Origin of the sequence: Phytohabitans houttuyneae (assembly GCF_011764425.1) — a bacterium.
Classification (GTDB): Bacteria; Actinomycetota; Actinomycetes; order Mycobacteriales; family Micromonosporaceae; genus Phytohabitans; species Phytohabitans houttuyneae.
This window is the reverse complement of the sequence record NZ_BLPF01000002.1, coordinates 2,494,075-2,506,580: the sequence shown is the minus strand read 5'-3', so window position 1 is coordinate 2,506,580 and position 12,506 is coordinate 2,494,075. Positions and strand designations below refer to the sequence as shown.

At 72.0% G+C, this 12,506-nt stretch carries 11 protein-coding genes; 7 read left to right on the top strand and 4 right to left on the bottom strand.

Going from position 1 to position 12,506, the window contains the following annotated elements; genetic code table 11:
* Positions 1-379: 379 nt before the first annotated feature.
* The gene (gene paaK / locus Phou_RS34385) at positions 380-1,684 is read right to left on the bottom strand and encodes a phenylacetate--CoA ligase PaaK (RefSeq protein ID WP_218579337.1); all 1,305 of its coding nucleotides are present in this window, start codon (positions 1,682-1,684) and stop codon (positions 380-382) included.
* Positions 1,685-1,848: 164 nt separating this feature from the next.
* Here paaK and Phou_RS34380 point away from each other — a divergent pair, with 164 nt between their 5' ends.
* From Phou_RS34380 to Phou_RS34365, 4 genes are read left to right on the top strand one after another with little or no spacing between them, the layout of a single operon-like run.
* Complete coding sequence (locus Phou_RS34380) at positions 1,849-3,144, top strand: threonine synthase (RefSeq protein WP_173064101.1); 1,296 nt, start codon at positions 1,849-1,851, stop codon at positions 3,142-3,144.
* A gap of 1 nt (position 3,145) precedes the next feature.
* On the top strand, positions 3,146-4,342 hold the full coding sequence (locus tag Phou_RS34375; protein WP_173064098.1) for a M24 family metallopeptidase: 1,197 nt from the start codon (positions 3,146-3,148) through the stop codon (positions 4,340-4,342).
* 60 nt (positions 4,343-4,402) lie between these two features.
* Positions 4,403-5,416 (top strand): LLM class F420-dependent oxidoreductase, encoded by a 1,014-nt coding sequence (locus Phou_RS34370; RefSeq protein WP_173064095.1) that lies wholly within the window; start codon positions 4,403-4,405, stop codon positions 5,414-5,416.
* 1 nt (position 5,417) lies between these two features.
* Entirely contained in the window at positions 5,418-5,879 is a 462-nt protein-coding gene (locus Phou_RS34365; protein WP_173064092.1) for a RidA family protein, read from the top strand.
* Between the two features lie 251 nt (positions 5,880-6,130).
* Here Phou_RS34365 and Phou_RS34360 read toward each other — a convergent pair whose 3' ends face one another.
* Positions 6,131-6,469, bottom strand: a complete 339-nt coding sequence (locus tag Phou_RS34360; protein ID WP_218579336.1) for an amidohydrolase family protein — start codon at positions 6,467-6,469, stop codon at positions 6,131-6,133.
* A 34-nt stretch (positions 6,470-6,503) separates the two neighbouring features.
* Positions 6,504-7,226, bottom strand: a complete 723-nt coding sequence (locus Phou_RS34355) for a carbohydrate-binding domain-containing protein (protein ID WP_173064089.1) — start codon at positions 7,224-7,226, stop codon at positions 6,504-6,506.
* A 229-nt stretch (positions 7,227-7,455) separates the two neighbouring features.
* On the opposite strand from Phou_RS34355, the gene Phou_RS34350 reads away from it, so the two are divergent.
* The 3 genes from Phou_RS34350 to Phou_RS34340 are packed head-to-tail and all read left to right on the top strand — an operon-like array spanning position 7,456 to position 11,124.
* Positions 7,456-8,532 (top strand): substrate-binding periplasmic protein, encoded by a 1,077-nt coding sequence (locus Phou_RS34350; protein WP_173064086.1) that lies wholly within the window; start codon positions 7,456-7,458, stop codon positions 8,530-8,532.
* Positions 8,529-9,947, top strand: coding sequence for an ABC transporter permease (locus Phou_RS34345; RefSeq protein ID WP_173064083.1), 1,419 nt, complete (start codon positions 8,529-8,531; stop codon positions 9,945-9,947). The genes Phou_RS34350 and Phou_RS34345 overlap by 4 nt, the downstream gene beginning before the upstream one ends.
* 16 nt (positions 9,948-9,963) lie before the next feature.
* Complete coding sequence (locus Phou_RS34340) at positions 9,964-11,124, top strand: MFS transporter (protein WP_173064080.1); 1,161 nt, start codon at positions 9,964-9,966, stop codon at positions 11,122-11,124.
* Here Phou_RS34340 and Phou_RS34335 read toward each other — a convergent pair.
* Positions 11,121-12,428: a metallophosphoesterase gene (locus Phou_RS34335; protein WP_173064078.1), complete on the bottom strand. Its 1,308-nt coding sequence runs from the start codon at positions 12,426-12,428 to the stop codon at positions 11,121-11,123. The genes Phou_RS34340 and Phou_RS34335 overlap by 4 nt on opposite strands.
* Positions 12,429-12,506: the final 78 nt, after the last annotated feature.

Sequence of the window (12,506 nt, the reverse complement as noted above, 5' to 3'; positions counted from 1 at the left end):
TCGCAGGGCTCGCCGAGATCCCCGACCTCCGCTGCCGGGTCCGCGGGCCAAGCCCAACCCCGCGGTCGCCCCGCTCTACCCAGGAGCCCGCTGCGGCAGATCTTGGCAAGTTGGCGTCGCAATAACGCGCTTACTCACCAAGATTTCGAAGCTCACACCGCCTGCACCTGATCGACAGTCACCGACCGCGACGGCGGTGCCAAGCTGCGGGCGGGCTCGCGCGCTCCCGCCCCGAAAGATCTGCGGGGGTGAGCTGGGCGACCGCGGAGGGTGAGGCCGCGGGAGCAACGGTCCGGACCACCGCGGGCGTCGCGGTAGCTCCATTGTGGAATTGCCTGTTTGTCAGGGTGAGCAGAGGCCGACCGACACGCGTGGCCGGCTAGCGGGGCCGTTCGTCGACGATGCGGCGCATCTTGCCCATCGAACGCTCGACCCCGTCCGGCTCGAGGACCTCGACCTGGACGCTCACGCCGATCGTGTTCTTGATCAGGGTGGCCAGCCGCGAGCCGGCCTCTACCGACGCGGTGAGGGTGGCGTTCATGCGGCGCTCGACCCGCACGGTCATCGCGTCCAGCCGGTCCTCGCGGGTCAGCACGCACTGGAAGTGGGCGGACAGCTCGGGGACGCGCAGGATCAGCTCCTCGATCTGGGTCGGGAAGAGGTTGACGCCGCGCAGGATGATCATGTCGTCGCTGCGGCCGGTGATCTTCTCCATCCGCCGCATGGGTCTGGCCGTGCCGGGCAGCAGCCGGGTGAGGTCGCGGGTGCGGTAGCGCACCACGGGCATGGCCTGCTTGGTCAGTGACGTGAACACCAGCTCGCCGAGCTCGCCGTCGGGCAGGACGGCGCCGGTCACCGGGTCGATGACCTCGGGGTAGAAGTGGTCCTCCCAGATGTGCAGGCCGTCCTTGGTCTCCACGCACTCGTTGGCCACGCCGGGACCGATCGCCTCCGACAGCCCGTAGATGTCCACCGCGTGGATGTCGAGTCGCTGCTCGATCTCGTGCCGCATGTCCTCGGTCCACGGCTCCGCGCCGAAGATGCCCACCTTCAGCGACGTGCCGCGCGGGTCCATGCCCTGCCGGACCATCTCGTCCATGATGGACAGCATGTAGCTGGGCGTCACCATGATGATGTCCGGCTCCAGGTCGCGGATCAGCATCACCTGCCGCTCGGTCATGCCGCCGGAGACGGGAATGACCGTGCAGCCCAGCTCCTCGGCGCCGTAGTGCGCGCCGAGCCCGCCGGTGAAGAGCCCGTACCCGTACGCCACGTGCACCCGGTCGCCCGGCCGCCCGCCGGAGGCGCGGATCGACCTCGCCACCAGCCGGGCCCAGGTGTCGATGTCGTCGCGGGTGTACCCGACCACGGTGGGCCGGCCGGTCGTGCCGGACGAGGCGTGCAGCCGCGCGATCCGTTCGCGGGGCACCGCGAACATGCCGTACGGGTAGTTGTCCCGCAGGTCGGCCTTGGTGGTGAGCGGAAACAGGGCGAGGTCGGCGAGCGCGCGGCAGTCGTCGGGGTGCGCGCCGGCCGCCTCGAACGCGGCGCGGTAGTGCGGCACGTTGTCGTACGCGTGGCGCAGCGACCACCGTAGCCGCTCCAGCTGGAGCGCGCGCACCTCGTCCACGGACGCCCGCTCGACCGGCTCCAGCTCCTCCGGCCGCGGCGTGAGGTCCTTCACGGGCTCCTCCTCGGGTGTCCGCTGCGACGATACGCCGCCCCGGCGGGCGCGACGGGCCGTTCGCGGACGGTGGCCCGCGAGCATGTTGATATCGTCTCTCGCAATGGTGTAGCGTTCAGCGCAACGTTCTGGATCAAGCTGGAGGTTCCCCGTCATGCGCCCACGTGCCCTTCGGTGCATCCGATGCGGGACCGAAGGGGAGGTCACCGGGCCGTTCAAGGGATGCCCGGTGTGCGCCGCCGACGGAAAGCCGGCGAACGTCCAGGTCGTCTACGACGACGCCGAGCTCCTGCCGGCGTTGCGCCGGGTCGCGGGGCGGGGCGGGTCGCTGCGGGACATGTGGCACTACCGCGAGGTACTGCCGGTCTCCGGCGAGGCGATCGTCAGCCTGGGGGAAGGGGCGACCCCCTGCTGCCCGCCCCGCGCCTCGGCGCCAAGCTCGGCGTCCCCGCCTGCACCTGAAGGACGAGAGCCGCAACCCCACCGGTTCGTTCAAGGACCGCCTGGCCGCCGCGGCGGTCTCGGCCGCCCGCGAGCTCGGCCGCCGCGTCGTCGTGGGCTCCTCGTCGGGGAACGCGGGCGCCGCCGTCGCCGCCATGTCGGCGCGGGCCGGGCTGCCCTGCGTGATGTTCACGACGCAGAGGTTTCCGCTGGCCATGAAGACGCAGATGGCCGTGTACGGCACCTATCTGCTGGCCGCGCCGACCGTGCAGGACCGGTGGAGCCTCATGGAGACCGGCGTCGACAAGCTCGGCTGGTTTCCGGTCACCGTGTTCGGCTACCCGTTCTTCGGCAGCAACTGCTACGGCATCGAGGGCTACAAGACCATCGGGTACGAGATCATCGACCAGCTCGACGCGGTGCCCGACCACGTCGTCTTCCCGGTCGGGGCCGGCGACGCGTTCTCCGGCGCCTTCAAGGCCATCGACGAGTACCGCCGGGCCGGCGTGATCGACCGACTGCCCGCGATGCACGCCGCCGAGGTGTACGGCCCGCTGGAGCAGGCCCTCGCCCGCGACGCCGACGTCGTCGAGGCGGTCGAGACGCCGGAGCCGACGGTGGCCATCTCGGTCGGCTCCAACCTCTCCACCTTCCAGGCGCTCGACGTGCTGCGGCGCACCGGCGGCGCGGCCCGCAGCGCCTCCAACGCGCAGATGCTCCAGGCCCAGCGCGACCTCGGCGCCCTCGAAGGCATCTGGGTGGAGACCTCGTCCGCGCTGTCCGTCGCGGCGCTGCCCCGGCTCGTCGCCGACGGCGCGGTCGACCCGGACTCGCTCGTCGTCGCGGTCCTCACCTCGAACGGCCTCAAGGATCCGGACACCACCGCGGCTGCGCTGCCGCCGATCCCGGACTGCGCCGCCGACTTCGACTCGGTGCTCGACACCCTCGCGGCGGGCTACGGCTTCGACGCGCGCGAAAACACGGTCACGGCCACCGGCCGGGCCACTGGAAGGGGATGACATGTCCGTCAACGTCGCTCGCGCCACCGCCCTCATGCGGGCGGAAGGTGTGGATGGCATCGTCTCGGCCACGCTCGAGAACAACTTCTACCTCTCCGGCGTGTGGGACGACGGGCAGGAGCTCTTCCCCCTCGACAGCGAGTTCTACACGGTGGCCACCGCCGACGTGCCCGACGGCGGCATCGTGGTCTGCTCGATCGGCGCCGCCGACCTGACGCTCGGCGGGTACCCGACGCTGAAGGACGTGGTCACGTTCGGCACGTTCTTCCGGGACATCGTGGACGGCGTGCCGCTCGACGCCGACGAGCAGCGGGTACGGGTCATCACCGAGGCGCACGAGGTCGGCCGCGCCTCGGTCGACGCGCTCGCCGAGGCCATCACCCGCCTCGGGCTCGCCGAGGGCGTCGTCGCCGTCGACGAGCGCGGCCCCAAGCGCGACCTGCTCGCCGCGCTCGCCGAGAGGTTTCCGAAGGCCCAGTTCCGGCCGGCTTCCGGGCTGTTCCGCAATATCCGCGCGGTCAAGATGCCCGACGAGATCGAGCGGATCACAGAAGCCTTGCGAATCACCGAGAACGGGCTGCGCGCCGCGTTCGCCGCGTTCAGCGAGGGGGTCAGCGAGAAGGACGTGCAGAACGCGTTCGAGCGCGCGGTGACCGCCGAGGGCGGGCGCACCGGCTTCTGCCTCGTGCGGTTCGGCAAGGGCCTCGCGCTCGGCCAGGTGCCGGCCTCGCCGGACATCAAGCTCGGCGCCAACGACTTCGCGTTCTTCGACGTCGGCATCAAGTACCGCGGCTACCGCTCCGACATCGGCCGCCTCGTCTCGTTCGGCGAGCCCTCGGACGAGCTGCGCTTCCTCTTCGACGCCTCGAAGGCCGGGCAGCAGACGGCCATCGACATGATGCGCCCCGGCGTGGTCGCCAAGGACGTCTTCGAGGCGGCCGTGCAGGCGGTCCGCGACGCCGGCATCCCCAGCTACCGGCGGCAGCACGTCGGCCACGGCATCGGCATCGAGTACTACGACCTGCCGGTCCTCACGCCGAACGCGCAGACCGTGCTGGAGCCCGGCATGGTGTTCGAGGTCGAGACGCCGTACTACCGGCTCGGGGTGGGCGGGTCGTTCATCGAGGACACGGTGGTGGTCACCGACTCGGGTTCGTCGATCATCACGACGCTCAGCCGCGACCTGACCGTACTCTGAGGTCCGCTATGTCTCGAGTTCGCGGGGTTCGAACTCGCCCGGTGTATTGAAGGAGCCCGGATGAAGTTCGGCATCAGCATCCCCACCTGCGTGGAAGGGATGGCGTATCCCATCCGGTTCGCCGACCAGCACGAGGTGGTCGCGCTCGGCGTCGAGGCGGAGGAGCTCGGCTTCGACTCGGTGCTCGTCAACGACCACTTCAGCACGATGCCGTACGTGCGGGCCCAGTTTCCCGACCCGCCCCGCTTCTACGAGCCGCTGATCACGCTCGGGTACCTGGCCGCCCGTACCAGCCGCATCCGGATGATGACCGGCGTCGTCGTGATGCCGATGCGCGAGCCGGTGCTGCTGGCCAAGCAGGCGGCCACGCTCGACCAGCTCAGCGACGGCCGGCTGACCCTGGGCATCGGCGTGGGGGCGTACCGGGCCGAGTTCGAGTCGGTGCACCCGGAGCTGGCCGGCGCGCCCCGCGGCGAGCTGGTCGCCGAGGGGATCGAGGCGCTGACCGCGCTGTTCACCCAGCGGGTCGCCGGCTACGAGGGCAGGCACTACCGCTTCACCGACGTCGAGCTGTACCCGAAGCCGAAGCAGGACCCGTTCCCGATGTTCTCGTGCGGCAACGCGGACGGCACCATCCGGCGGGCCGCGCGGTGGTGCGCCGGCTGGATGCCCGCCGGGATGCCGGCCGACCGCCTCGCCACCGGCGTGCAGCGGCTGCGCGGCCTGGCCGCCGAGGCCGGCCGCGACGGCGCCGCCCTCGAGGTCGCACCGCAGCTCGTGCTCTGCGTCGACCGCGACGCCGAGCGGGCGATGGAACGGTTCACCGGCTCGCAGGCGTACGAGCACCTGGTGAGCCTGCGCCGCTCCACGCTCAAGGGCATCGAGCTCTCCAGCTACGCCTCGCAGAACCTCATCGGCACCGTCGACGAGGTGATCGGCCGCGTGCGGCGGCTCAAGGAGGCCGGCGCCACGCAGCTGGCCGGCATGATCGTGGTGGCCAACTCGACGGACGAGATGCGCGAGCAGATGCGTCTGTTCGCCGCCGAGGTGCTGCCCGCGTTCGAGGAGGCGTGAGATGAGCACTCCCGAGGAGCGGCTCGCGGAGCTGGGGCTGGAGCTGCCGGCACCGTTTCCGCCCGCCGCCGCGTACGTCTCGGTGCGCGTGCACGGCGACATCGCCTACGTCGCCGGCCACGGGCCGATGCGCGACGGCAAGGCGGTGTACACCGGCAAGCTCGGCTCCGATGTGGACATCGAGACCGGCAGGCTGTCGGCCCAGCTGACCGCGCTCAACCTGCTCGCCTCACTCAAGGCGGAGCTGGGCGACCTGGGCCGGGTGACCGGCTTTCTCAAGCTGCTCGTGCTGGTCAACGCCACACCCGACTTCACCCGGCCGCACCTGGTCGCCGACGGCGCCAGCGACCTGATCCACGCGCTCTACGGCCCGTCCAGCCGGCACGCCCGCTCCGCGATCGGCGTCGCCGCGCTGCCCCTGAACATCGCCACCGAGATCGAGGCCGTCGTCACCGTCTCCTGAGGCGCGCCGTCCTCGCCCGCGCCGTCCTTGCCGTCCGGGGCACACCCGTGTCTGATCGTTCGGCGTCGGGTGGGTGGTAGCCGTCAGATCCGGGCCGGCTTGCCGGATCGTTGCGCGCGACGGTCCGGACCACGGCGGACATCGCGGCAGCTCACATCTCGTCTTGGGTTGGACATTTACCAGAAGCTCAACCCTGACCGCGAAGGTCTCCAATGCGGTAACCAGGACGCGGAAACGTCAGTGGCCACCGCCTAGCCGGCGGAGCGGGCCGCGCGTTCCTTGGCCCGCGCGAGCAGCGCCGGAGCGTCGTACACGATCCCGCCCTTGACCGTGTAGGCCACGCCGCCGACCCGCCGCACGCCCTCCGCGTCCGCCCGCAGGTGCCCGAGGCCGTTGAGCGTCTTGAGGTTGGCGAGGGGGTCCTCCCGCACCACCGCGAGGTCGGCCAGCTTGCCCGCCTCGACGCTGCCCACCTCGCCGGCGATGCCGAGCAGCTCGGCGCCGGCCAGCGTCGCGGCCCGCACGATCTCCAGGGGTGCAGTCCCGCCTCGCGCAGCAGCTCCAGCTCCTGCGTGACGTTGAAGCCCCACAGCGAGTAGATCGAGCCCGGATCGGTGCCCACCGTCACCCGGCCGCCCCGCGCGTGGAACCGCCGTTGACGACCAGGTAGTCCTTGCCCCGTACGCCCTCGTCGACGGCCGTCACCGTGACCGTGCCGGACGCGATGACAAGGCCGTCCTTGCTGGCGATGCCGTCGTACGCGTTGCCGGTCACGGTCAGCGAGCCGGTGCCGGCGACGGTGAGGTCGGCCGCGCTGAACAGCGCCGCGTTCGGCTCGTCGACGCTCGGGTCGGGGTAGACGTAGGTGGTGGCGTCGGTGAGGCGGTTGGTGGTGCCGGCGTTCAGGAAGACCATCACCTCGTCCGCGTCCACCACGTTGATCGCCGAACTTGTCGAGTTGGCGATGGTGGCGCCGTTCAGGATCAGCCGGACGATCCCGGACTCGGTGGTGTTGACGACCACCTGGCCGTTGGTGAGCGAGCCGGTCAGCTGGTACGTGCCCGCGCCGGTGACGGTCACACTGCCGCCGCTGATCGACACGTCCGGGCTGGTGCTGGAGGCGGTCGAGCCGGACAGCGTGATCGGCACCACGTCGGCGGTGTTCCACGAGTGGTCGGCCGGGTCGTCGTGGTCGGCGGCGTTCGCCGCGACGGCGGCGGCGGCCGCGTCACCCGCGGCGAGCGGGCGGACGTCGTCCGTCTCGGCGGCGAGGACCGTGCCCATCGAGGCGGTCGCCGCCATCGCCGCGGTGACGACCGCCATGGCCGGTTTCCAGGTGCGTCGCATTGTCCATCCTTGTCCTGTCGTGGCCGCGAGGGGCCAGCGGTGGTGAACGGCGCGGTGCGCGGCCCAGCGCCCAGACATTTACCGAAGTAAATGGATAGTACGACCCGTGGGGCCGAAAACAAGGCATTGACGTTCCTCAAAGTTTGCCGAGAATTTCCGGAACAGCCTCCGGCCGGTGACCCGGGACATCGGAGAACGTGGTTGAGGCGGCCGGCTACAGTGATCGATCATGGCGCTGTTCCCCCGTCGCTTGTCGGCCTGGCTCAGACCGCTGCGGACCTGGGGTCCGGTGCTCGTCCTCTCCGCCGTCGTGGCGGTGTCGGCGCTCGTCGTGGCGTTCGGGCTGCGCGCGTCCCCGGTCTCCCCGTCCCGTCCGGTGCCGGTCTCGAGCGGGTCGTGGGCCCCGTTCGTCGGCCCCGACCTGCCCGAGGGCGGGCCGGTCACCGAGCTTGTCGTCGAGACGCTGCGGCGGGCCGGCTACGCCCCCGAGGTCACGTACACCTCGTGGTCGCTGGCCGAGGACCAGGTCACCTCCGGCGCGTCTCTGGGCGTGTTTCCGCTGGTGGGAAGCGAGTCCCGGCGCGCGGAGCTGCTGCTGTCCGACCCGCTCGTCGACTTCGAGTACGTGCTGTTCTACAACCGCCGCACCGGCCAGCCGCGGGTCTCCTCGGCGGCGGACCTGGGCGCGCTGCGGGTCGGCGGGGTCGCCGGGTACGACTACTGGGACGAGCTGGAGTCCGCGGTCGGCGACCTCGTCGAGTTCGAGTCCACACTGGACGGTTTCCGGGCGCTGGCCGCGGGCGAGGTCGACCTGCTCGCCGAAGGGCTGCTGTCCGGCCGCGCGGTGCTGGCCGACGCGGACTTCGCCGGCGACGCCGCCGACTTCGACCACCTGCGCGGGGACAACCCGCTGGTGCACTCGGTCGAGGCCCTGTACTTCATGATGGCCGACACCGCCGCGGCCGCGACCGTGATGGGGCGGTTCAACCGGGAGCTGGCAAGGATGCGCCAGAGCGACGAGTACACCCGGATGGTCGCCGACCTCGAACCGGCCGCCGCCCAGGAGGTGGCGCTCACCCCGACCGGCGCCTCCGGACTGGTGGAGCTGCTGGACGAGGCCGGCAGGCCCGTGCTGCTCGCGCCGCGCGGCACCCGGGCGCGGGTGCTGGCGTGGCCGGAGGAGTTCACCGGCGGCGGGCGACCCGGGCGCGCCCTCGTGAAGGTGAAGGTCGTCAACGGGCCGGCACAGGGCCGGGTGCTGTACGTGGACGCCCGCTCCGTCGCGCTCGAGGCGGCCGGATCGTGACGCAGCTGCGGATCCTCGCGCCCGTGGTGGTGGACTACTACGCGGTGCCCGGCGCGACGCTGCGCGACCCGGTGGGCTACGCGACGTTCTGGGCCGGGCGGCAGCCCGAGCTGGACGCGCTGATGGCGCGGCTGTCCCCCGACCTGGCCGGGCCGCCACCCGCGGTCACGCTGGAGCACACCCGGCCCACCAGCTCCCTCAACCTGTACCGGACGATCAGCGACCACGCCGTCGAGCGGACGCTGCACGTGCTGACCGGCGCGCTGCGCCCGGCGCACCTGCCGGACGAGTTCGACGCCACCGGCGACCCGGTCCGGCTCGGCGTCACCGAGATCAGCTTCCGGCTCTACGACCACGGCCTGATGCTGCTGGAGCTGCTGGTGGACGTGGCGCCGTCGTTCACCGCGCCCGGCCCGGACCTGGCCGCCCGCCTCGACGACCTGCAGGCGCGCGCCGTCGAGCTGGGCGAGCGCGCGGCCCGCGAGACCGTGCGCCGCTACCTCGACCCGGTGCTGGAGGAGCTGCGCCGGGCCGACCGGGACGGCCGGATCATCGCGCCGCCCACGCCGCCGGAAGACCCGGTGACCGCCGAGTTCGGCGAGGCGCTGTGGGTCACCCGCAGCCTGGTCGTGGTGCCGTCGGAGCCGGGCGCCGACGGCGTGGTGCGGCACTGGCTCAAGGACGTGGTGATCCCCGCCGACGACCGGGCGCCGGCGGACCGGCTGCTGGACGGCGACGGCGAGCACTGCGTCCGCTGGCTCAACTACCTGTTCATGGACACCGCCGGCGCGGGCGGCGGCATGCGGCGCGGCGATCCGTTCCGGGACCAGTGGGACGCGCTGCGGTACGCGCAGGTGTACTACGGCGTGCTCGACCGGATCGACACCCGGCTGTCGAAGATCCTCGCGGACTCGGCGGCGGCGGACTCGCGGTGGGAGCTGGAGCAGCTCCGGGGCCACCTGATGGGGCTCAGCCAGCGCGCCGAGCTGATCATCATGGAGCGGCGCGACCTGGCCAAGTACCTCAAGCGGAGCGTCCGCACGGAGATGGACGCCATCCTCGCCTTCTGGGACTACGAGACGCTGCTGGAAGAGCCGGTGCGCTTCAAGATCGAGACCTGTGACCGCCGGCTGGCCGAGCTCGCCGCCCGGCGTACCGCGCGGTCGGCGATGTTCACCGACCTGATCCTGCTCGGCATCGGTGTGACGTCGATCCTCGGTACGGCGCTGGCGCTGACCGAGTTCGGCCGCTCGATCGCCAACGACCCGGACTCGTCCGTGTACGACCTCGGCCGTTCCTCCATTGTGGAGTGGGTGGCCGCGCAGCCGGCGGACGCCATCCTCATCGGCTCGGGCGTCACGTCGGTGCTGATGGTGGTGCTGTACCTGTTCTTCCGCCGCGACAAGAGCGCGTGAGGCGCGACGGCAGCGCATGAGGGCAGCACTCCGCAGCCGCACCATCCGCACGTTCGCGGTCGCCCAGTTCCTGCTCGAGGTGCAGTTCTGGTTTCCGATCTGGCTGATCTTCCTGCTGGACAAGGGGTTCTCGCTGACCACGGCGGTGCTCGCCGACGGGGTGTTCCGGATCGCGTCGGCGGCGTGCGAGCTTCCCGTCGGTGTGCTCGCCGACCGGATCGGGCGGCGCCGGGCGTACCTCACCCTCGCCGGCGGCTCGGTCCTCACGTTCGCCGCGATCACACAGATCGGTTCCGTGGGCGCGCTCTTCGGGGTGTGGGTCCTGTGGGCCGTGCTGTGGGCGCTGTCGTCGGGCGCGGCCAGCACGTACCTGTACGAGCTGTGCGCCCAGCAGGCGCCGGAGGTGACGCCGGCCCGGGCGTTCGGGCTGGTACGCGCCGTCGGCAGCGCCTCGGTGCTCGTCTCGCTGCTGGCCGCCGGGTACCTGTACGAGGTCGACCCGCGGCTGCCGTTCGCGGTCACCTCCGCGCTGGCGGCGGTCGCCTTCCTGCTCGCTTTCACGCTGCCGGAGATCCGCGGCTCGCGGGTGGTCTCCACGCTCTCCTCGGTGGTGGCCGACATCCGGGGCGCGGCCGCCGACACCCGGGTGCGGCGCGCGGTGTGGCTGGGCGCGCTGCTGCTGCTGTTCGGCTGGAGCGCGCGGATCCTGTTCCAGCCGCTGGTCCTGGACCTTTCCATGTCGGCGCAGGCGACCGGCTGGATGTACGCGGTGTTCGCCGCCGCCTCTCTGGTGGGTGGCCTGGCCGCCGGCTACGTCGACGCGCACCGGCGGCGGCTCGCCCTGGCGGCGGCCTTCCTGCTCACCTTCGGCGCGTTGGTGGCGACCAGCCAGGCGACCTGGCTCGGCCCGTTCCTGTTCCTGCCGCTGATGGGCTTCGGGTACGCGATCGGCACGACCGTGCTGGAGGTCTACACCAACGAGGTCACCCCGCGGCCGGTGCGGGCGACCATCTTCGGGGTCGTCGCCTCCCTCGCCGGCGTCGGCATCGCGGTGGCCCGGCCCGGCCTCGGCATCCTGTCCGGGGACCGGTCGGTCGCGTTCGCGTTCGGCACCTGGGCGGCGGTGGGCGCGGTCCTGCTCGCCCTCGCCGTACCGGCCATCCGCCGCCTGCGCTAGGCGGAGGTGAGCCGGACCGTGATCGGCTCGTCGGTCACCGTCCCGTCCGGGCGGCGCCGCGCGATCGGGACCGGGTCGGCGCCCGGCGGTGTCGGGCCGTACGGGGTGATGACCAGCCGGTCCGGCGTCACCTGTACCAGCAGGCAGTGCGGCACGCCGGCCCACGACAGCGTGCCGGCCTCGGCGAAGCGGCCGGGCATGCGCTCGTCCAGCTTGCCGCCGGCGCCGGACACGACGTAGTCGAGGTCATCGACGCGGCCGTGCTGGAAGTTGTGCTCGTGGCCGTGCAGCAGCAGCCGCACGCCGTGCCGCCGGTACAGCGGCACCAGGCGGTCCACCTGCTCCGGCATGCAATCGTGGTGCGGGCCGGCGCAGTAGGCGGGATGGTGCGAGAACGGCACCCGCCACACCGCGTCGCTGTCGCCGAGGGTCCGCTCCAGCCAGCCGCGCTGCCCCGGCTCGTCGAACCAGTGCATGCCCCGCCCGGCACCCCACGTGGTGTCGACGCAGACAAGCTCCAGCAGCGCGCCGACCCGCAGCCGGTAGAACAGGCCCGGGTCGATCGTGGCCCGCCCGGCCTCCACCCGCGGGCCGAAGCGGATCCGCAGGTACAGGTTGTCCTCCAGCTGCTCGCGGTCGTCGCTGGCCTCGTTGTCCGCGCTGTCGTGGTTGCCGGCCGTCGGGTAGAAGGCGAGGTGGTCGAACAGGTACCGGTACGGCTGGAAGAACGTCAGCCACCAGTCCTCGTCGAACGCGCCGGTCGCGTCCTGCCGGCCGCCGAGCCCGTGGTAGATCGAGTCGCCGAGACCGACGACGAACCGGATGTCGACCGCGTCCGCCAGCCGCTGCATCGTGCGGGCGACCGCGAGCTGCCGCGCCCCGTCGGCGCCGGAGCCGATGCCGACACCGAAGTCGCCGAGGGCCAGGAACGTCACCGGGTCGGGCTCCGCGGCGCTGGCGTGGGTGCGCAGCCGCAGGTCCAGCGGCCGCCACGCGGCGCCCAGGCCGCTCGGCGTCCAGTCGAAGCGCTTGCCGGCGCCCCACGGCTCGCCGTCGACGAGCACCCGGTACCGGTACGTCGTCGCCGGCCGCAGCCCTTCCACCCAGGCGTGGTTGTCGTCGCCGGTGACGGCCCGGCCGGCGACGGCACCGTCGCCGTCGAGCACCTCCACCACGGCCCGGCCGCGCGGCTGCGACCGGGCACCGAACGTCTCACCGGCCCGCTCCGCCCGCCACCCGCCGCCGTGCTCGCCGAGCTGGAACCCGCCCCAGGCGATCAGCGCCGCGTCGTCGGTGACGTCCACGAGCTGCACATACGGTTCGAAATGGCCTGCCACCACCGTCCGTTACCCGCCCGCGTGCCCGCTGGAAACCTGCCGTAC